Here is a 20,750-nt window from a genome sequence, read left to right on the forward strand (position 1 = left end):
GAATAATCTTGTAATTCCAACAACAAAATCAGATTCAGTGAAGCGATTTCCCATGTGCCACGGGCTTCACCCGGTCTACCAGAGGTAGCTCTATGACCCTTCGTATCGCAATCAATGGCTTTGGCCGCATTGGCCGCAACGTCCTTCGCGCACTCTATACCCAAGGCTACCGTCAGGACCTGCAGGTCGTCGCGATCAACGATCTGGGTGACAGCGCGATCAATGCGCATCTGCTCAAGTACGACAGTGTTCATGGCATCTTTGCTGCCAATGTCGAGTTCGATCACGAAAGCCTGACCGTCAATGGCGACCGCATTGCCGTCAGTGCCATCCGCAACCCGGCCGAGCTGCCGTGGAAGGCCGAAGCCATCGATGTAGTGTTCGAATGCACCGGCCACTTCACCGACCGCGCCAAGGCAACTGCTCATCTTACTGCCGGGGCGCGCAAAGTCATCATCTCGGCACCGGCCAAAGGCGCCGACGCGACCATTGTTTACGGGGTCAACCACGACATTCTGCGCCCTTCGCACCAGATCATCTCCAGCGCCTCCTGCACCACCAACTGCCTGGCGCCGATTGCCCAGGTGCTGCACCGCGAACTGGGCATCGAGCAGGGCTTGATGACCACCATCCACGCCTACACCAACGACCAGAGCCTCACCGACATCCACCACAGCGACCCGTTCCGCGCCCGCTCGGCGACCCAGTCGATGATTCCGAGCAAGACCGGTGCAGCCGAAGCCGTCGGCCTGGTGCTGCCAGAGCTGGCCGGCAAACTCACCGGCATGGCGGTGCGGGTACCGGTGATCAACGTGTCGCTGGTCGACCTGACCGTCAACCTCAAGCGCGATACCAGCGTCGAAGAGGTCAACAACCTGTTCAAGGAAGCCAGCCGTCACTCCAAGGTTCTCGGTTACAACAGCCTGCCGCTGGTGTCGTGCGACTTCAATCACAACCCTTTGTCGTCAATCTTCGATGCCAACCATACCCGCACCAACGGGCGAATGCTCAAAGTGCTGGCCTGGTATGACAATGAGTGGGGGTTCTCCAACCGTATGTTGGATAACTGTCTGGCGTTGTGTAACGCCGTGTGAATGAAGGCTCACACTCACCCTGTGGGAGCGGGCTTGCTGTAGGAGCGGGCTTGCCCCGCGATTGAGGCTTCGCGGGGCAAGCCCGCTCCTACCGAGCATGCAATACTTGACCAATGTGCTGATGATAAGCATTATCATTCGCTTCGCATTGGTCAGGTATCGCTGTGAGTCAGTCCCGGTTCAACACTGTATTCCTCGCTCAGCGGGTCAGCCTGCTGCGCACGTTACAGCGCATGGTCGACAACCCCAGCACCGCCGAAGACCTGCTGCAAGAGACCTACCTGCGCGTTTCCCGGGCGCTGGGCGAACGGCCGGTCGAACACCTTGAACCTTTCGTCTTCCAGACCGCCCGCAACCTGGCCCTCGACCACTTGCGCGCGCGCCGGGCGCAATCGCGCAACCTGGTTGACGATGTGCCCGAGCAGGTTTTGCACAACGTCGCCGCGCCCAGCAGCAGCGCTGAAGACGCAGCCCACGCCGAGCAATTGCTCAAGCGCCTGAGCGTCAGCCTCGGGCAGTTGACCTCGCGACAACAACGTATTTTCATCCTCAGCCGCCTGCACGGCGCCAGCTACCTGGAAATTGCCGAACAGCTCAACGTTTCGGCCAGCACGGTGCAGAAGGAACTGAAACTGATCATGGCGATCTGTGTTGGCGTGGCCAATCGTCTGAACCGCGATTGACCCTGGCTTGCCACCTGCGCCGTTACGCTTGATCATTAGCAGCATTACAAGACCACCCAGGATTTTCCGTGACCGAAAGCGCCCCTGACCGCCCTTCGCCGCCAGACCCGGCTGCCTGCGACAGTGCCATGGACCAGGCGCTGGACTGGCTGATCCGCCTGCAATGCGCCAGCGCCGAAGACACCCGCGCCTTCGAAGCCTGGCTGGAAGCAGATCCAGCCAATGCCCAGGCCTATGTCGAAGCCGAGGCACTGTGGCAAGGCGACACCGTGCGCCAGGCCGCCAGCCAGATCGCCCAGACTTACCGCCCTTCGCGCCTGGCGCGCTTGCGCCCGCACTGGAAGCCCCTGGCTGCGGCTGCGGTACTGCTGATCGGAGTGTTTACCGTCGGTAACCTGCCGCTGCGCCTGCAGGCCGATCACCTGACTGTGGTCGGTGAGCGCCAGCGCCTGCAGCTTGAGGACGGTTCCAGGGTGCTGCTCAACACCAACAGCGCATTCTCCAGCGACATCAATACCCGCCAGCGCGTCGCTCGCCTCTACCAGGGCGAAGCGTTCTTCGAGGTGCCCGCCGGCCGCAACCAACCGCTGGAATTGCAGGCAGGCCCACTGCGTGCCAGTGTGCGCGACAGCGATTTTGCCGTGCGCTACCTCGACGGCGAAGCCCAGGTGCGGGTGCAGCGCGGCGATGTCGACCTGCAAGCCAGCAGCGACCAGCGCATACGCCTGTCCAGTGGTGACAGCATTCGGATCGGCCCCAATGGCTTCGGTGATCGCGAGCGCGTCGACCCGCAGAAAGACCTGGCCTGGGTCCAGGGCCGCCTGATCTTCGAGAACTGCCCGCTGAACCAGGTACTGGCCGAACTGCGCCGCTATTACCCGGGCCTGATCATCTCCGGCAACGAGCGCCTTGAACAGGTCGCGGTCACCGGCAACTACCGCCTCGACCAACCCGTAGAAACCTTGCGAGCCCTGGCCCACATTACTTCGGCGCAGCTGCACGAGTTCCCCGCCGTGGTCATTCTTAACTGACTGGAAAGTTTTTTTACGCGATCCCCTGAGGCGATACGTCTCGTTATAGCCAATGCAACTGATTCTTATTTTTGAATCAAACAGCACCTATAACATTCGCGCGACAGGGAGCGCTTTCGATGCCAACCGGTTTCACTCGTCGGTCTTCAGACACCCCACGTACACCTGGCCTGCAGCGTTGCACGCTCTCCCTGTTGACCCTGGCCATGCTCGCCAGCGGCGCCTGCAGCCTGCCGGCACTGGCCGCCGAGCCGGCCCAGGCCAGCGCCCCGCGCATGGGTGACTATCGCTTTGCAATTGGCCAGCAGCCGCTGGTATCGGCGCTCAACGCGTTTACCGCCGTGACCGGCTGGCAGGTCGGGCTGTCGGCCGAGCTGGCAGAGGGCGTCGCGTCGCCAGGCGTGCAGGGCTCGCTGAAACCGGAGGCCGCCTTGCAGCGCCTGCTCGCCGGCACCGGCCTGAAGTACCGCACGCTCAGTGCTGGCAATGTGGTGCTCGAGCGCAGCAACTCCAGCGCCATCGCCCTGCAGCAGATCACTGTTACTGCTACTCGCAGCGCCCAGGACATCAGCCAGGTGCCGAGCACGGTCTCGGTACAGACCCGTGAGCAGCTCGACCGCCAGAACGTCAACAACATCAAGGAACTGGTGCGTTACGAGCCAGGCGTATCGGTGAGTGGCACCGGCCAGCGCAGCGGCCTGAATGGTTACAACATTCGTGGTATCGACGGTGAGCGCGTACTGACCCAGATCGACGGCGTATCAATTCCCGACAGCTTCTTCTTCGGCCCCTATGCCCAGACCCAGCGCAACTACGTCGATCCGGAGATCGTCAAGCGCGTGGAAATCCTCCGCGGCCCGGCATCGGTACTGTACGGCAGCAACGCCATCGGCGGTGCAGTCAGCTATTTCACCCTCGACCCGGACGACATCATCAAGCCCGGCCAGGACGTCGGCGCGCGCCTGAAGACCGGTTACAGCTCAGCAGATGACAGCTGGCTGAACTCGGCCACCGTTGCCGGACGCCAGGGCGACTTCGACGGCCTTTTTCACCTGAGCCAACGCAATGGCCATGAGACCGAGTCCTACGGCAGCCATGGCGGCACCGGTCTTGAGCGGACCGAGGCGAACCCTGAAGACGTGCGCACCACCAACATCCTCGCCAAGGCCGGCTGGAACTATGCCGACGACGCGCGCCTGGCTTTCACCTACGAGCACTACAAGGACGACCGCGACCTGGATCAGAAGAGCTCCGTGGGCGGGCCATTCATTCCTGGCTTCGGTGCCATGAACTCCTACCGCGACCGTACCGGCAATGACACCGTGACCCGCGAGCGCTTCGGCATCAACCACGAGTTCGCCTTGGGCAGCCTGTTTGCCGACAACATGAAATGGAGCCTGAACTATCAGATCGGCAAGACAGACCAGCGCACCGAAGAGCTCTATGTTGCCGGGGGGCGCCAGGTCTTCCGTGATCGCCAGACCACTTACAAGGATCGCCAGTGGGTCTTTGATGCCCAGCTGGACAAGGCCTTCAGCATCGGTGAGACCGAACACCTGCTGACCTATGGCACCACCCTCAAGCAACAGAAAGTCACCGGCTCGCGCAGCGGTACCGGTACCTGTCTGAACGTCGGCGGCACCTGTAGAGCTATCGGCGCCGACAGCCCGCGTGATGGCCAGGTACTCGTCAGCGACTTCCCGGACCCGACGGTCAACACCTACAGCCTGTTCGCCCAGGACGAGATCCGCTGGAACCAGTGGACCTTCCTGCCGGGTGTTCGCTACGACTACACCCAGCTCAAGCCGCACATGACCGACGAGTACCTGCGCGGAGTCGAAGCATCGAGCACCGACCCGGTTGACGATAGCGAGAAGAAGTGGCATCAGGTATCGCCCAAGTTCGGCGTGACCTATGCGTTCAACGACAACTACACCTGGTACGGCCAATACGCCGAAGGCTTCCGTACGCCGACCGCCAAAGCACTCTACGGTCGCTTCGAAAACCCGGGGCTGGGCTACAGCGTCCGTGGCAACTCCAACCTGGAGCCGGAAACCAGCAAGAGCTACGAAACCGGTCTGCGGGGCAACTTCGATGCCGGTAACTTTGATGTGGCGGTGTTCTACAACAAGTACCGCGATTTCATCAACGAAGACGCCGTGCAAGGCAGCAACCTGGGCCAGACCTTCGAGGCCAACAACATCAAGCACGCCATCATCAAGGGTGCCGAGTTCAAGGGCCGCCTGAACCTGGATGCCTTTGGTGCGCCACATGGCCTGTACACCCAGGGCTCGCTGGCCTATGCCTACGGCCGTAACGAGGACACCGGCCAGCCGCTCAACAGCGTCAACCCGCTGACTGCAGTGATGGGCCTGGGCTATGAGCAGGAACAGTACGGCGGTCTGCTGAGCTGGACTCTGGTCAAGCGCAAGGATCGGGTCGACGACACCACCTTCTTCGCGCCCGACGGCACCAGCAAACAATTCCGCACGCCGGGTTACGGGGTGCTCGACCTGACCGGTTACTACAAGGTCACCGACGACATCACTGTCAACGCCGGCCTGTACAACCTGACCGACAAGAAATACTGGCAATGGGATGACGTACGCGGCTACGACGGCCTCGGTGAAGCGGCTGTCACCTCACCCGCCAACCTCGACCGTCTGACCATGCCTGGCCGCAACTTTGCCATCAACCTGATCTGGGACATTTAAAAAGCATCGCGGGGCAAGCCCGCTCCTACAGTGGGAGCGGGCTTGCCCCGCGATGGGGTGAGGATTTTTTACTGTCGCACGTCACCTTGTTCGTCTAGTCACTAGACACGCCCATTTCGCAAGGAATCACCATGACCGCCGCCACCACCACCGAACGCGCCAGCCTGCGTTCGCAACGCCTGAACCAGCTGACCCATGCCCCGCATACCGAGCTGGACGCCCTGGTCAAATCCCACGCGCCGTTCGAAACCCGCGAAAGCTTCGCTCGCTTCGTCGTTGCCCAGTACCTGTTTCAGAACGAACTCAAGGCGCTGTACACCAACCCTGAGCTGATCGCCATCGTTCCGGACCTGGCCGAACGCTGCCGTGCCGAACAGGCCGGCCTCGACCTGGCGGACCTCAACACCGAGATCCCCGCCGACTTCGCTGGCGCCGTGCAGAACCCGAGCCTGGGTGAGGCCATGGGCTGGATCTTCGTTTCCGAAGGCTCAAAACTCGGCGCGGCGTTCCTGATCAAGCGCGCGGTGGGCCTCGGTCTGTCCGACAGCTTCGGCGCCCGCCACCTGGGCGAACCAGCCGGTGGCCGTGCCGAAGGCTGGAAACAGTTCACCCGCATCCTCGACAGCCTGGAGCTGAGCCCTGAAGAAGAGGCCAAGGCCGAGCAAGGCGCCGTGGCTGCATTCGAGCGCTTCACCGAACTGCTCAAACACGCTTACGCGACTGCGCCTAAAGCCGAACTGGCCTGACGCGCCGCACCCGGTTACCCTCGTGGTAACCGGGCCTTCCCCGTGCTACCGACGACGCCATGACCCGCCCCTCTGCCTCGAAACTCTCACGCGTGTTGTTTGGCCTTCTGGCCTACGTCAGCCTGGCCATCGGCCTGGTCGCAATCGTCGTGCCCGGCTTGCCCACCACTGAGTTCATTCTCCTCGCCGCCTGGGCCGCGACCCGCAGTTCGCCGCGCCTGAGCGCCTGGCTGGAAAACCATCGACTGTTCGGCCCGATCCTGCACAACTGGCGCAATGGCAAAGTCATCCAGCGGCGCGCCAAACTCAGCGCCACTGTCAGCATGCTGGTGTGCGCCAGTGTGATGCTGGTGTTCCTTGAGCACCGCTGGCCGGTATTTCTCGCCATCGGCGGCATGGCGTTGGGCAACCTGTGGATCTGGTCACGGCCAGAAGCCGCGCCCTTGAGCCTCGCCGACCGCTCATCGGCAAGCACTCATCTTTAACGCTATAAGGCCGATGCCCTGATATCGCTAAATGGACGTGGCGAATCGAACCTTTCTCCCGGTTCGGTCCCCTTCTGGCCTGTCTTTAGCGAGTACGTCCATGTTCGACACGCTCTCCATCCGCCTGAAAATCGTCCTGCTCTCCGGCCTTTGCCTGCTCGGCGTGGTCGCACTGGTCGTCGGTATCAACCTCTATCAATCGCAGCAGAGCGATGCGCTGGTCGGCGAAGCCAGCACCACCATGCTTACCCGCAACGTCCAGGCGCTGCTGCAGGCCCGCGCCGGGGAAAAAGCCGAAATGCTGCGGCGCACCTTCAGTGATAGCCAGACCGTTATCATCGCCCTCGCCGATCAGGTCCAGGACTTGCAAAGGCTGGCCCGCGAGCGTGGCCTGAGCGCAGGCGATCTACGCGAAGCGATCAACCAGAGCCTGGCCAGCAGCTTCAAACGCAACCCAAAGGTGCTCGGTATCTGGCTGGCGTTCGAACCCCAGGCCTTGGAAGGTGACGACAGCGCCTTCGCCAACGATGCCAAGCACATGGGCAATGAAAGCGGTCGTTTCGCCAGCTACTGGAGCCGGGCGCAAGGCGAGTCGCTGAACACTGTGATCAGTGATACCGACCTGAACAAGACCGACATCAACCTCAGCGGCACGCCCTACAACGTCTGGTACACCTGCTCACGCAACAGTGCCCGCCCTTGCCTGCTCGAACCCTACTCCGACACCGTCGGCGGCAAGCAGGTGCTGATGACCAGCATCACCGTGCCACTGCTGCAAAACGGCAAAGTGATCGCCATTGCCGGTGTGGACATTTCCCTCGATACACTCCAGGCTGCTGCCGCCAAGGCCCAGCAGGAACTGTTCAATGGCGCCGGACATCTGCTGATCGTCGCGCCTAGCGGACTGCTGGCGGCCAATAGTGACGATGCCGCCAAGGTCGGCCAAAACATCGGCCAGACCCTCGGCCTGGAAGGCCAGCAGGCCGTGCAGAAACTCGCCGCCAACCAGCCGCTGATCCTTGAGCAGGGCGAAACCATCCGCGCCCTCACCCCTGTGCAGCCGACGGCCGACAGCAAAACCTGGGGCATCGTCATCGACTTGCCCAGGCAGGTACTGCTGGCGGATGCCATCAGCCTGCAAGACACCCTTGAGCAGGCCCGCACCAGCGGCACCCTCAAGGTGGTGCTGTTCGCCACCCTGGCCGGTCTTGGCGGCCTGCTGTTGATGTGGCTGACCGCAACCGGCGTGACCCGCCCGCTCAATACCGTGGCCAGCATGCTCGAAGACATTGCCAGCGGTGACGGCGACCTCACCCAGCGCCTGCGCTACGCCCGCCAGGACGAACTGGGCCGCCTGACCTCGGGCTTCAACCGCTTCCTCGACAAGCTGCAGCCGACCATCGCCCAGATCAAGCAGAGCATCACCCAGGCCCGCAGCACTGCAGACCAGTCTTCGGCCATTGCCCAGCGCACCAGCGAGGGCATGCAGGTGCAGTTCCGCGAAATCGATCAGGTCGCCACCGCTTCCAACGAGATGAGCGCCACTGCCCATGACGTCGCCAACAGCGCCGCCAGTGCCGCCGACGCCGCGCGCGGCGCCGACCGTTCGGCCAAGGACGGGATGGCTATCATCGAGCGCAGTACCCGCGATATCACCTTGCTGGCCGATGAGGTGAGCAAAGCCGTGACCGAAGTCGAAGTGCTGGCGCAGAACAGCGAAAAGATCGGCTCGGTGCTGGAGGTAATCCGCAGCATCGCCGAGCAGACCAACCTGCTGGCGCTCAACGCTGCGATCGAAGCGGCCCGCGCCGGAGAAAGCGGACGCGGCTTTGCCGTGGTCGCCGACGAGGTGCGCAACCTGGCCCGTCGCACCCAGGATTCGGTCGAAGAAATCCGTCAGGTGATCGAACGCATCCAGAGCAACACCCGCGAGGTGGTGGCGACTATGCATTCAAGCCACGGCAAGGCCCAGGAAAACGCCGGACAGATCCACCAGGCGGTCGAAGCCCTGGACCGGATCAGCGAGGCGGTTACGGTCATCAGCGACATGAACCTGCAGATCGCCAGCGCCGCCGAACAGCAAAGCGCAGTGGCCGAAGAGGTCAACCGTAATGTCTCGGCGATCCGTGGGGTGACCGAGACGTTGACCGGACAAGCCGCTGAGTCGGCGCAGGTGAGCAGCCAGCTCAATACCCTGTCGTCTCAGCAGATGGCGCTGATGGATCAGTTCAGGGTTTGAGCATCGCGGGGCAAGCCCGCGCCTAGCGCTCAAGACAGTCGATCAGTAACTCAGGTCGACTGTCCCGGCGCGGACGGTATACGGCTTATCAATGGCTGAGCTGAAATCGAACTCAAATAGCGCTTTGAAGGTGCGACTTTCCTTGTCCCACTCGACGTTCTTCAGGCTGTAGTTCTCAGCGATATAGCCTCCATGGCCAATGCCGAAGAATCCGAAGAGTACGGTTTCAGGGTGTTCATTGGAGATATGCAGGACAATCGCTTGCTCCGAGTCAGCGGTGGTTTGCCAGGCATACAGCTTATGGACTCCGGCACCGCTGTCTCGAAATGAGAGCCCGCTGGCTTGAAACGATCCGTAGCCTGGGAACACAGGCGGATCCACGGTAGCCGACACTGTTCCAGCCTTGAGGTCCTTCAGGTCACTGAGCTCGCCGTAGCTTAGTTTCAACGCTCCGTCCGTGATTTTGTACTCCCCGTGCTCGCATTTAACGCTGAACGCGAATTTCAACTCCACGGACCATTTTTTTTCACCCCACTTGAAATCGAGCAGCTTCACTTCTTCGGCATAACCTCCTGCGTCCCCAGTGAGGAAAGCAGCTCGGATACCTTTAGCCCCAGTTTTGATTGAGGTGTCATAGGGAATTCTCAGAAAGATCGCGTCGTAGCGGCCTGCTCCGCCTTGCTGCGCCCAGATGTGAAGCTCGCCGTTCAACTTGTAAACATCAAAGTGGGTAGCGTTGAAATTCTTAGCGACTGAGCCAGGCAGATCCAGTGTCGCAGTGGCATAACCGATTGGCAGGTCGGTCTTCAGATCAGTGTTTGTCATGGGGGCTCTCGCAGATCGTCGTTTAGCAATGGCCACCAACGCATGGCGACCGCCTGAGACCCGACGTTAGGCGCTTGGCTTGCACCCCCACAACTGGCAAAAATGCCAGGTACCCGTGGACCAAAGCAGCAGCTTACAAGCTCAACAACCCGCTATAGAGCGCGTAGGCTGCCACGCCCGCCCCCACCAGCACTGCCACAAAAATAAGCTTCTCCCAATGGGTAAACAGCGCCTGCCCCTGCTCATGCTTGGCCCGGGCAAACAGGATCACCCCCGGCGCATACAACAGGGCCGAAAGCAGCAGGTACTTCAAGCCGCCGGCATACAACAGCCAGATCGCGTAGACCAGGGCGACCCCGGCAATCAAAAAATCCTTGCGCCGCCGGCCGGCATGACCTTCATAAGTCTCGCCGCGCACCGCCAGCAACACCGCATACGCCGCCGACCACAAGTAAGGCACCAGGATCATCGACGAAGCCAGGTAGATCAGGCTGGTATAAGTGCCGGCCGAGAACAACGTGATCAGCAAGAACAGCTGAATCATGACGTTGGTCATCCACAGCGCATTGGCTGGCACGTGGTTGGCATTTTCCTTGGCCAGGAAACGCGGCATGGTCTGATCGCGGGCGGTGGCAAAGAGGATCTCGGCGCAGAGCAAGGCCCAGGACAACAAGGCACCGAGCAATGAAATCGCCAGGCCGATGCTGATCAGCAAAGCGCCCCAGGGGCCGACGATATGTTCCAGCACCGAGGCCAGCGACGGGTTCTGCAGCGCCGCCAGTTCCGGCTGGGTCATGACCCCCAGCGACAACACGTTGACCAGCACCAGCAAGGCCAGCACACCAATGAAGCCGATCACCGTGGCCTTGCCCACGTCCGAGCGCTGCTGCGCCCGGCCTGAGTAGACACTGGCGCCTTCGATACCGATGAACACGAACACGGTCACCAGCATCATGTTGCGCACCTGATCGAGCACGCTGCCAAATTTCGGGTTGCTCAACCCCCAGATATCACGGGTGAAGATATCGGCGCGAAACGCCACCGCAGCAATGACGATGAACATCACCAGCGGCACGATCTTGGCCACGGTGGTCACCTGGTTGATGAACGCTGCCTCCTTGATTCCGCGCAGCACCAGAAAGTGCACGGCCCACAGCAGCAACGATGCGCAGGCAATGGCGATCGGCGTGTTGCCCTCGCCGAACACCGGAAAATAAAAGCCCAGGGTGCTGAACAACAGCACGAAGTAGCCAACGTTGCCCAGCCAGGCACTGATCCAGTAGCCCCAGGCGGACGAAAAACCCATGTAGTCGCCGAAGCCGGCCTTGGCGTAGGCATACACCCCCGAGTCGAGCTCCGGTTTGCGATTGGCCAGGGTCTGGAACACGAAGGCCAGGGCCAGCATGCCCACCGCCGTGATTGCCCAGCCGATCAACACTGCACCCACGTCAGCGCGGGCGGCCATGTTCTGCGGCAAGGAGAAAATCCCGCCACCGATCATCGAACCGACCACCAGGGCGATCAACGCCCCCAGGCGCAGTTTTTGTCCAGGTTCGGACATGAAATTCCCCTTTCTGTCTTGTCTTTGTAACCTCAGAGGCACACCCTGAGTTAAATATATGCACAGTCTAGGCGTTTATAGATATTCCGTCTTTAAAACTATAGCCATCATAACTATGGCGTCTATGCCAGACATACTAAATGGTGAGTTTTGTGCACTATTCCCGCCCCCACAAGTAAATAAGAGAAAATCTCGTCAAAAATTTGCGAAAGCTGTGAAACGGGCTAGCTTCATATCTCGCAGGCTGTCTGAGCGAATGCTCTAAACACCATGGAGGTGCCTGTGCACGAGGCTTGTAGCATTGCCATCGGCATACTCCGGGAGAGCTCTTTCAGTCAAGGACAGCAACGGATTGCCCTATTAACTGACCTGAATCAGCTTATGAATACGTCGCTGGATTTACTCTAGCGCCATCTCTTCTCCTGATACGGAGTTATTCGATGTCAGACGCTCCCGGAAAACTACGACTTGGTGCCCTGGTCGCACTTGTAGTCGGCTCTATGATCGGCGGCGGGATCTTTTCGCTGCCACAAAACATGGCTGCCAGTGCTGATGTAGGTGCTGTTCTGATCGGTTGGGGAATCACCGCCATCGGTATGCTGACCCTGGCCTTTGTGTTCCAGACCCTGGCCAACCGAAAGCCGGATCTGGACGGCGGGGTGTATGCCTACGCCAAGGCCGGATTCGGCGATTACATGGGCTTCTCGTCCGCCTGGGGGTACTGGATCAGTGCCTGGCTGGGCAACGTCGGTTACTTCGTCCTGCTGTTCAGTACCCTGGGCTACTTCTTCCCGATCTTTGGCGAGGGCAACACCCCGGCCGCAATCATCGGCGCCTCGGTATTGCTCTGGGCCGTGCACTTTCTGGTGCTGCGCGGGATCAAGGAAGCGGCCTTCATCAACCTGGTCACCACCGTGGCCAAGGTCGTGCCTCTGGCGCTGTTCATCCTGATCGCGCTGTTCGCCTTCAAGCTGGACATCTTCACCGCTGACATCTGGGGCACCATGAACCCGGACCTGGGCAGCGTGATGAACCAGGTGCGCAACATGATGCTGGTGACCGTCTGGGTATTCATCGGTATCGAGGGCGCGAGCATCTTCTCGGCCCGGGCGGAAAAGCGTTCGGACGTGGGTAAAGCCACCGTCATCGGCTTCATCACCGTGCTGCTGTTCCTGGTCCTGGTCAACGTGCTGTCGCTGGGCATCATGACTCAACCCGAGCTGGCCAAACTGCAGAACCCGTCGATGGCCGCCGTGCTTGAGCACGTCGTCGGTCACTGGGGCGCGGTGCTGATCAGCGTCGGCCTGATCATCTCGCTGCTCGGTGCCCTGCTGTCCTGGGTACTGCTGTGCGCCGAGATCATGTTCGCCGCTGCCAAAGACCACACCATGCCGGAGTTCCTGCGCCGCGAGAACGCCAACCATGTACCGGCCAATGCCCTGTGGCTGACCAACGCCATGGTGCAGATTTTCCTGGTCATCACCCTGTTCTCGGCCAGTACCTACCTGTCACTGATCTACCTCGCCACCTCGATGATCCTGGTGCCGTACCTGTGGTCGGCGGCCTATGCCTTCCTGCTGGCATGGCGTAGCGAGACCTATGAACAAGCCCTGGCCGAACGCAAGAAAGACCTGATCATCGGCGGTATCGCCCTGGTCTATGCGATCTGGCTGCTGTACGCCGGTGGCGTCAAATACCTGCTGCTCTCGGCCCTGCTCTATGCCCCTGGCGTGATCCTGTTCGCCAAGGCCAAGCGCGAGGTCGGCCAACCGATTTTTACCAACGTGGAGAAGCTGCTTTTCGCCGCCGTGGTTATTGGCGCCCTGGTGGCTGCCTATGGCCTCTACGACGGCTTCCTGACTCTGTAACCCCCGTATTCGCAACTTGGAGGAAATAACCATGTCCACGGAAAAAGTTAAGTACGGCGTACATTCCGAAGCCGGCAAACTGCGCAAAGTGATGGTCTGTTCCCCTGGCCTGGCGCACCAGCGCCTGACGCCGAGCAACTGCGACGAGCTGCTGTTCGACGACGTCATCTGGGTCAATCAGGCCAAGCGCGACCACTTCGATTTCGTCACCAAAATGCGTGAGCGCGGCATCGAAGTGCTGGAAATGCACAATCTGCTGACCGATATCGTTGCAAACCCTGAAGCGTTGAAATGGATCCTCGACCGCAAGATCACCCCGGATACCGTCGGTATCGGCCTGCAAAACGAAGTGCGCAGCTGGCTCGAAGGCCTGGAGCCACGCAAGCTGGCCGAGTTTTTGATCGGCGGCGTGGCCGGTGAGGATCTGCCGGAAAGCGAAGGTGCCAGCGTGATCAAGATGTACCGCGACTACCTGGGCCACTCCAGCTTCCTCCTCGACCCGCTGCCCAACACCCAGTTCACCCGTGACACCACCTGCTGGATTTACGGTGGCGTGACGCTGAACCCGATGTACTGGCCAGCGCGACGTCAGGAAACCCTGCTGACCACCGCCATCTACAAGTTCCACCCTGAGTTCACCGGTGCCGACTTTGAAGTCTGGTACGGCGACCCGGATGTAGAACACGGCAAAGCCACCCTCGAAGGCGGCGACGTCATGCCAATCGGCAACGGCGTAGTGCTGATCGGTATGGGTGAGCGCACTTCGCGCCAGGCCATTGGCCAGCTGGCGCAAGCGCTGTTCGCTAAAGGCGCGGTGGAAAAAGTCGTAGTCGCCGGTCTGCCGAAATCCCGTGCCGCGATGCACCTGGACACCGTGTTCAGCTTCTGCGATCGCGACCTGGTCACGATCTTCCCGGAAGTGGTCAAGGAAATCGTACCGTTCGTCATCCGTCCAGACAGCAGCAAGCCGTATGGCATGGATGTGCGCCGCGAGAACAAGACCTTCATCGAAGTGGTCGCCGACTCTCTCAACCTGAAGAAACTGCGCGTCGTCGAAACCGGCGGCAACAGCTTCGCCGCCGAACGCGAGCAGTGGGATGACGGCAACAACGTGGTGGCCGTGGAGCCTGGTGTGGTCATCGGTTATGACCGCAACACCTACACCAACACCCTGCTGCGCAAAGCGGGTGTCGAAGTCATCACCATCAGCGCCGGCGAACTGGGCCGTGGTCGCGGCGGCGGTCACTGCATGACCTGCCCAATCGTTCGCGACCCTATCGACTACTAAAACGACCATCAACCCGGCCGCGCTTACAAGGCGCCGGCCGGGCCGATCACCGCATCCAAGGAGAATCATCATGGCGTTCAACATCCACAACCGTAACCTGCTGAGCCTGGAACACCACACCCCTCGCGAGTTGCGCTACCTGCTGGACCTGTCCCGCGACCTGAAACGTGCCAAGTACACCGGCACCGAGCAGCAGCACCTCAAAGGCAACAACATTGCGCTGATTTTCGAGAAAACCTCGACCCGCACCCGTTGCGCTTTTGAAGTAGCCGCCTACGACCAGGGCGCCAACGTCACCTACATCGACCCTAACTCCTCGCAGATCGGCCACAAAGAAAGCATGAAGGACACCGCACGGGTCCTCGGCCGTATGTATGACGCCATCGAGTACCGTGGCTTCAAACAGGAAATCGTCGAAGAGCTGGCCAAGTTCGCCGGCGTCCCGGTGTTCAACGGCCTGACCGATGAATACCACCCGACCCAGATGATCGCCGACGTACTGACCATGCGTGAGCACGCCGACAAGCCGATCCACGAGATCAGCTACGCCTACCTGGGCGACGCGCGCAACAACATGGGTAACTCGCTGCTGCTGGTCGGCTCCAAGCTCGGTATGGACGTGCGTATCTGCGCGCCAAAAGCGCTGTGGCCACACGACGACCTGGTTGCCCGCTGCAAGGGCTACGCCGAAGAAAGCGGCGCCCGCATCACCCTGACCGAAGACCCGAAAGCGGCGGTCAAGGGCGTTGATTTCATCCACACCGACGTCTGGGTGTCGATGGGCGAACCGGTTGAAGCCTGGGCCGAACGTATCCAGCAACTGCTGCCGTACCAGGTCAACGCCGAGCTGATGAAAGCCACCGGCAACCCACGGACCAAGTTCATGCACTGCCTGCCAGCGTTCCACAACTCCGACACCAAGGTCGGCAAACAGATCGCTGAACAGTATCCACACCTGAAAAACGGCATCGAAGTCACCGACGACGTGTTCGAGTCGCCAGCCTGCATCGCCTTCGAGCAAGCGGAAAACCGCATGCACACCATCAAGGCAATCCTGGTTTCGACCCTGGCCGATCTGTAACACCTCTGTAGGAGCGGGCTTGACCCGCGAATGCGCTTTCATCGCGGGGCAAGCCCGCTCCTACAGGGTGGCTTCTCTCTTTCCTAGAAGGACACTCATCATGCGTATCGTTGTTGCATTGGGCGGTAACGCCCTGCTGCGCCGTGGCGAACCCATGACTGCGGACAATCAGCGCGCCAATATCCGCATCGCCACCGAGCAGATCGCCAAGATCCATCCGGGCAACGAACTGGTCATCGCGCACGGCAATGGCCCGCAAGTCGGCCTGCTGTCGCTGCAGGCGCAATCCTACAAGCCGGACGAAGCCTATCCGCTGGACGTCCTCGGGGCTGAAACCGAAGGCATGATCGGCTACATCATCGAGCAAGAGCTGGGTAACCTGCTGGCCTTCGAAGTGCCGTTCGCCACCCTGCTGACCCAGGTTGAAGTCGATGGCAAAGACCCGGCTTTCCAGAAGCCGAGCAAGCCGATCGGGCCGGTCTACGCCAAAGAAGATGCCGAGCGTCTGGCCGCAGAAAAAGGCTGGGCCATTGCCCCGGACGGAGACAAGTTCCGTCGCGTGGTGGCCAGCCCTCGACCAAAGCGGATTTTCGAAATCCGTCCGATCAAATGGTTGCTGGAAAAAGGCACCGTGGTGATCTGCGCCGGTGGCGGTGGCATTCCGACCATCTACGACCAGAGCGGCAAGGTCCTCAGTGGCGTAGAGGCGGTGATCGACAAGGACCTGTGCTCGTCCCTGCTCGCTCAGCAGCTGGAGGCAGATCTGCTGGTCATTGCCACTGACGTCGACGGCGCTTACATCGACTGGGGCAAACCCACCCAGAAAGCCGTCGCCGAAGCACATCCTGACGAACTTGAACGCCTCGGTTTCGCCGCTGGCTCCATGGGACCGAAGGTTCAGGCCGCGTGCGAATTTGCCCGGGAAACCGGCAAGGTCGCGGTCATCGGTTCACTGGCCGATATCGAAGGAATCGTCCAAGGTACCAAAGGCACCCGTGTCACTACGGCCAAGCCTGGAATAAGCTACCGTTGATGCAGTTGGGCGGCCGTCAGGTCCGCCCTTTTCAACCCCCTAGAGGAGCCCGTCATGGCCCAGTTCGAACCCGGTCATCTACACATTGAGCGCCATGCACTGACGAAGGACGACGTCAGTTACAACCTCCATATCGATTACGAAGTCGCCACGGACCCGAAAAAAGGCAAAGGCATTCAGTTCACGATGCATGGTTCGATTCAAGGCAAAGACTTGAAGGAGCCCTTCTTCCTGCCCAAGGAGGAAGCTTATAACTTCGCCAGCAACGTAACAAAAATCGCTGAGAAGTACGGTATTCCCAAACACCTGAGCAACATCGGCTCCGTGCACAAGCACTACGACCTGATGTTCGAAGATATCCGCACACAGCTGAACATGAAATCCGGCGACCCCATCAAGCCAGAACATTTCGAGTAACCACTCGGACCTCATCGCGGGGCAAGCCCGCTCCCACATACAGCATCGAGTGGGAGCGGGCTTGCCCCGCGATTTAAGGCATACTTGCCGTCTTCGGCAGCCTTGAACCCGTTTCCCCATGCGCATCCACGTCAGCTTCATCGACCGCGTCGGTATCACCCAGGAAGTACTGGCCCTGCTCGGTGCCCGCAACCTCAACCTGGATGCGGTGGAGATGGTCCCGCCCAACGTTTACATCGACGCCCCGACCCTCAGCCCAGCCGTGCTCGAAGAACTGCACGACGCGCTGTTCGAAGTGCGTGGCGTGCAGTCGGTGGACGTGGTCGACATCCTCCCCGGCCAACGCCGCCACTTACAGCTCGATGCCCTGCTGGCCGCCATGAGCGACCCGGTGCTGGCCGTGGACAGTGCCGGCCAGGTGCTGCTGGCCAACCCCGCGCTGATCGCCCTGTGCGGCCGGGAGTCGGCCGGGCGTTCGCTAGGCGAGCTGTTCAATGACCCCGCCCTGCTGCAGGCCCTACTGGACAACAACTTCCACCTGCCGATGCGCGAAATGCAGCTCAACGGCCAGAGCCTGCTGCTCGATGCCACTCCTATCACCAATGCTGGCGGCCTGCTGACCCTCTACCCGCCCAACCGCATGGGCGAACGTCTGTCGGCCCTGCACCACGAACATGCCGAAAGCTTCGATGCACTTCTCGGTGAGTCCCCGGCGATCCGCACCCTCAAAGTCCGCGCCCTGCGTGTCGCGGCCCTCGACGCGCCACTGCTGGTGCATGGCGAGACAGGCACCGGCAAGGAGCTGGTAGCCCGCGCCTGCCATGCCACCAGCAGCCGCCACTCGGCGCCATTCCTCGCCCTCAACTGCGCTGCGCTGCCCGAGAGTCTGGCCGAGAGCGAGCTGTTCGGCTATGCACCCGGCGCGTTCACCGGCGCGCAGCGTGGTGGTAAACCCGGGCTGATGGAGCTGGCCAACCAGGGCACGGTGTTTCTCGACGAGATTGGCGAGATGTCACCTTACCTGCAGGCCAAACTGCTGCGTTTTCTCAGTGACGGCAGCTTCCGCCGCGTGGGAGGCGACCGTGAGGTCAAGGTCGATGTGCGCATCATCAGCGCCACCCACCGCGACCTGGAGCGCATGGTCGCCGAAGGCACCTTCCGTGAAGACCTGTTCTACCGCCTCAATGTGCTTAACCTGCAGGTGCCTCCACTGCGTGAGCGTGGCCAGGACATCCTCATGCTCGCGCACTATTTCATGCAGCAAGCCTGCACGCAGATCCAGCGCCCGGCCTGCCGCCTGACACCGGCCACCCACTCGGCACTGCTGGCCAACCCCTGGCCGGGCAACGTACGGCAGCTGCAAAACGTGATATTCCGCGCTGCGGCCATCTGTGAAAGCAACCTGGTGGACATCGGCGACCTGGACATCGCCGGTACCTCGGTAGCACGCGGCCAGGATGGTGAGGTGGCGAGCCTGGAACAGGCCGTGGGTGATTTCGAACGCGAGCTGCTGCAGCGTCTATATGCCAGTTACCCGTCCACCCGGCAGTTGGCGATGAGATTGCAGACATCGCACACCGCCATTGCCCAGCGGTTGCGCAAATATGGCATTCCAGACAAGGCCTGAATTGTTTGACGCACGCCTTTTTGCCTACAGGGCGAAATCGCAAGGTTATTCAGAATTTTCCTAGCCGTAGAGCGCGGACATTGCCCATAAACTCGCCCATCCCGAAGGCGTCCCCAGGCAATGTTCGCCTCTAATCAGAGCAAAGAGTAACCTGAATGCTTGCACTCGATTTCTACGGCACACTTGTGGCCGCTTCCCTGGTGCTTTTACTGGGGCGCGGGCTTGTTACACGCGTTGGTTTCTTGCGCACTTACAATATTCCCGAACCGGTAGCCGGGGGGCTGCTAGTTGCCCTGCTGCTTCTGGGGCTGCGCGCCATGGAGCTGCAAGTCCAGTTTGACACCTCACTGCAAACACCCTTGATGCTGGCTTTTTTTGCCACCATCGGTTTGAGTGCCGATATTGCCAGTTTGAAGAAAGGCGGACGCATAGTCGGTATTTTCCTGCTGGCCGTCACCGGACTGCTGCTGGTCCAGAATGCTATGGGTATCGCCCTGGCCAAGGCGTTGGGGCTCGATCCCCTGATGGGTTTGCTGTCCGGCTCGATTTCCTTGTCGGGCGGCCACGGCACGGGGGCTGCGTGGGGCGCGACCTTCAGTGAGAAACACGGCCTGGCGTCCGCCAGTGAGCTGGCACTGGCCGCTGCCACGTTTGGCCTGGTGCTGGGCGGACTGATTGGCGGGCCTGTTGCCCGCCTGCTCATCAAGCGTGTCCAGACACCCGGCATGGAACAAGAAATGCCCCGCGTGCCAAAGGGCTTCGAACAGCCGAACAAAGAGCGTTTGATTACGCCATTCACAATGATCGAAACCCTCGCGCTGATTGCAGTCAGCCTGATGGCTGGCACCCTCTTGAATAGCCTGCTCCACGGCACCGCTTTCGAATTGCCGACATTTGTTTGCGTCTTGTTTGTGGGTGTCCTGCTGCGCAACGGGCTTTCAATATTAGGCGTGTATCAAGTATTCGAGCGCGAAGTTTCAGTATTGGGCAATGTCAGCTTGTCGCTATTTCTGGCGATCGCGCTGATGTCACTCAAGCTATGGGATCTGGCTGCACTGGCATTGCCATTCTTCATTCTTCTGGCCGCGCAGACATTAGTCATGGCGCTGTTTGCGATATTCGTGACATTCCGAATCATGGGAAGCAACTACGATGCGGCAGTATTGGCAGCAGGGCATTGCGGGTTCGGTCTCGGTGCAACGCCAACGGCCATCGCCAACATGCAAGCCGTGACACAACGCTTCGGGCCGTCGCAGATAGCCTTCCTGGCAGTACCGATGGTCGGCGCGTTCTTCATCGACATCGTCAATGCCATCGTGATCAAGTTGTACTTGGCGTTGCCATTCTTCATCGCCGTTTGAAGGCCCGAGTTCGGCGTTCAGGCCCTTTCGCGAAGCATTCCGCGCAAGGGCCGTAACGAAAACGCTACACCGTAGCGAATTTGTTACACACCCATCCAGGTCCCCATATGCAAGGGGTTGATCCTCCGAATCTTTTCGCCACCCTCCCATCTGTAGCGTTTTCATTCCATCAGAATGAACCAACTTTCACAGAAATCCTTCAAGACACTGATTTGTAAGCACTTTTTTATACTGGCCGCATTTTTGCTAGGGAAATCTCAACCCAAGAGCGCGGACGCACCGCGCCCAACGCCCTGCTTCCCGAGGATTCCCCATGAGCGAGTTGCGTTTCACCGAAGATCACGAATGGCTGCGCGTCGAAGCCGATGGCAGTGTCACCGTGGGCATCACCGCCTACGCCCAGAACGCCCTCGGCGATGTGGTCTACGTGCAACTGCCGGAGCTGCAGAACTACGACCAGGGCGCCGAAGCGTCGACCGTTGAATCGGTAAAAGCTGCCAGCGGCGTCTACATGCCGCTGACTGGCGAAGTGGTCGCGGTCAACGACAAACTCGAAGGCAACCCTGAACTGGTCAACGAAGATCCGCTGGGCGAAGGCTGGTTCTTCCGCTTCATCCCGGCCGATGCAGGTGCCGTTGCGCAACTGCTCGACCAGGATGCCTACGACCGCCTGATCAAAGCCAGCGCTGACGCCTGA

The 20,750-nt window shown here is 60.5% G+C and carries 17 protein-coding genes and 1 pseudogene; 16 read left to right on the forward strand and 2 right to left on the reverse strand.

Annotation, left to right across the window (positions count from 1 at the left end; all coding sequences use genetic code 11):
* The first annotated feature begins 92 nt into the window (after window positions 1-92).
* From gap to PSAKL28_RS28615, 8 genes and pseudogenes are all read left to right on the forward strand, one after another.
* Entirely contained in the window at window positions 93-1,094 is a 1,002-nt protein-coding gene (gene gap, locus PSAKL28_RS21275; RefSeq protein WP_038614285.1) for a type I glyceraldehyde-3-phosphate dehydrogenase, read from the forward strand.
* 164 nt (window positions 1,095-1,258) lie between these two features.
* The gene (locus PSAKL28_RS21280; protein WP_038614287.1) at window positions 1,259-1,777 is read left to right on the forward strand and encodes an RNA polymerase sigma factor; all 519 of its coding nucleotides are present in this window, start codon (window positions 1,259-1,261) and stop codon (window positions 1,775-1,777) included.
* A gap of 68 nt (window positions 1,778-1,845) precedes the next feature.
* Window positions 1,846-2,808, forward strand: coding sequence for a FecR family protein (locus PSAKL28_RS21285; RefSeq protein WP_038614289.1), 963 nt, complete (start codon window positions 1,846-1,848; stop codon window positions 2,806-2,808).
* A gap of 119 nt (window positions 2,809-2,927) precedes the next feature.
* Window positions 2,928-5,522, forward strand: a complete 2,595-nt coding sequence (locus PSAKL28_RS21290; RefSeq protein ID WP_038614291.1) for a TonB-dependent receptor — start codon at window positions 2,928-2,930, stop codon at window positions 5,520-5,522.
* 131 nt (window positions 5,523-5,653) lie between these two features.
* Window positions 5,654-6,268, forward strand: a complete 615-nt coding sequence (locus PSAKL28_RS21295) for a biliverdin-producing heme oxygenase (protein WP_038614293.1) — start codon at window positions 5,654-5,656, stop codon at window positions 6,266-6,268.
* Window positions 6,269-6,327: 59 nt separating this feature from the next.
* Window positions 6,328-6,753, forward strand: a complete 426-nt coding sequence (locus PSAKL28_RS21300) for a YbaN family protein (protein WP_038614296.1) — start codon at window positions 6,328-6,330, stop codon at window positions 6,751-6,753.
* 298 nt (window positions 6,754-7,051) lie between these two features.
* A pseudogene (locus tag PSAKL28_RS28610) lies at window positions 7,052-8,134 on the forward strand (methyl-accepting chemotaxis protein); the annotation flags it as partial.
* Between the two features lie 102 nt (window positions 8,135-8,236).
* Window positions 8,237-8,992 (forward strand): methyl-accepting chemotaxis protein, encoded by a 756-nt coding sequence (locus PSAKL28_RS28615; RefSeq protein ID WP_410457952.1) that lies wholly within the window; start codon window positions 8,237-8,239, stop codon window positions 8,990-8,992.
* Between the two features lie 42 nt (window positions 8,993-9,034).
* Here the strand turns inward: PSAKL28_RS28615 and PSAKL28_RS21310 are convergent, their stop codons facing one another.
* Entirely contained in the window at window positions 9,035-9,817 is a 783-nt protein-coding gene (locus tag PSAKL28_RS21310) for a hypothetical protein (RefSeq protein ID WP_038614300.1), read from the reverse strand.
* A 133-nt stretch (window positions 9,818-9,950) separates the two neighbouring features.
* A complete protein-coding gene (arcD, locus tag PSAKL28_RS21315) occupies window positions 9,951-11,378 on the reverse strand; it encodes an arginine-ornithine antiporter (protein WP_038614302.1) in 1,428 nt (475 codons plus the stop codon).
* Window positions 11,379-11,818: 440 nt separating this feature from the next.
* On the opposite strand from arcD (PSAKL28_RS21315), the gene arcD (PSAKL28_RS21320) reads away from it, so the two are divergent.
* The 8 genes from arcD (PSAKL28_RS21320) to gcvH all read left to right on the forward strand — a co-directional run bounded on the left by arcD (PSAKL28_RS21320) (window position 11,819) and on the right by gcvH (window position 20,750).
* Window positions 11,819-13,246, forward strand: a complete 1,428-nt coding sequence (arcD, locus tag PSAKL28_RS21320) for an arginine-ornithine antiporter (RefSeq protein WP_038614305.1) — start codon at window positions 11,819-11,821, stop codon at window positions 13,244-13,246.
* A 31-nt stretch (window positions 13,247-13,277) separates the two neighbouring features.
* The gene (arcA, locus tag PSAKL28_RS21325; RefSeq protein ID WP_038614307.1) at window positions 13,278-14,534 is read left to right on the forward strand and encodes an arginine deiminase; all 1,257 of its coding nucleotides are present in this window, start codon (window positions 13,278-13,280) and stop codon (window positions 14,532-14,534) included.
* 70 nt (window positions 14,535-14,604) lie between these two features.
* A complete protein-coding gene (locus PSAKL28_RS21330; protein WP_038614310.1) occupies window positions 14,605-15,615 on the forward strand; it encodes an ornithine carbamoyltransferase in 1,011 nt (336 codons plus the stop codon).
* Window positions 15,616-15,715: 100 nt separating this feature from the next.
* Complete coding sequence (arcC, locus tag PSAKL28_RS21335; RefSeq protein ID WP_038614312.1) at window positions 15,716-16,648, forward strand: carbamate kinase; 933 nt, start codon at window positions 15,716-15,718, stop codon at window positions 16,646-16,648.
* A 54-nt stretch (window positions 16,649-16,702) separates the two neighbouring features.
* The gene (locus PSAKL28_RS21340; protein ID WP_038614314.1) at window positions 16,703-17,065 is read left to right on the forward strand and encodes a DUF5064 family protein; all 363 of its coding nucleotides are present in this window, start codon (window positions 16,703-16,705) and stop codon (window positions 17,063-17,065) included.
* A gap of 118 nt (window positions 17,066-17,183) precedes the next feature.
* On the forward strand, window positions 17,184-18,692 hold the full coding sequence (gcsR, locus tag PSAKL28_RS21345; RefSeq protein ID WP_038614317.1) for a transcriptional regulator GcsR: 1,509 nt from the start codon (window positions 17,184-17,186) through the stop codon (window positions 18,690-18,692).
* 155 nt (window positions 18,693-18,847) lie between these two features.
* A complete protein-coding gene (gltS, locus tag PSAKL28_RS21350) occupies window positions 18,848-20,053 on the forward strand; it encodes a sodium/glutamate symporter (protein ID WP_038614320.1) in 1,206 nt (401 codons plus the stop codon).
* Window positions 20,054-20,366: 313 nt separating this feature from the next.
* The gene (gene gcvH / locus PSAKL28_RS21355) at window positions 20,367-20,750 is read left to right on the forward strand and encodes a glycine cleavage system protein GcvH (protein WP_038614322.1); all 384 of its coding nucleotides are present in this window, start codon (window positions 20,367-20,369) and stop codon (window positions 20,748-20,750) included.

The organism is Pseudomonas alkylphenolica, from assembly GCF_000746525.1.
GTDB lineage: Bacteria > Pseudomonadota > Gammaproteobacteria > Pseudomonadales > Pseudomonadaceae > Aquipseudomonas > Aquipseudomonas alkylphenolica.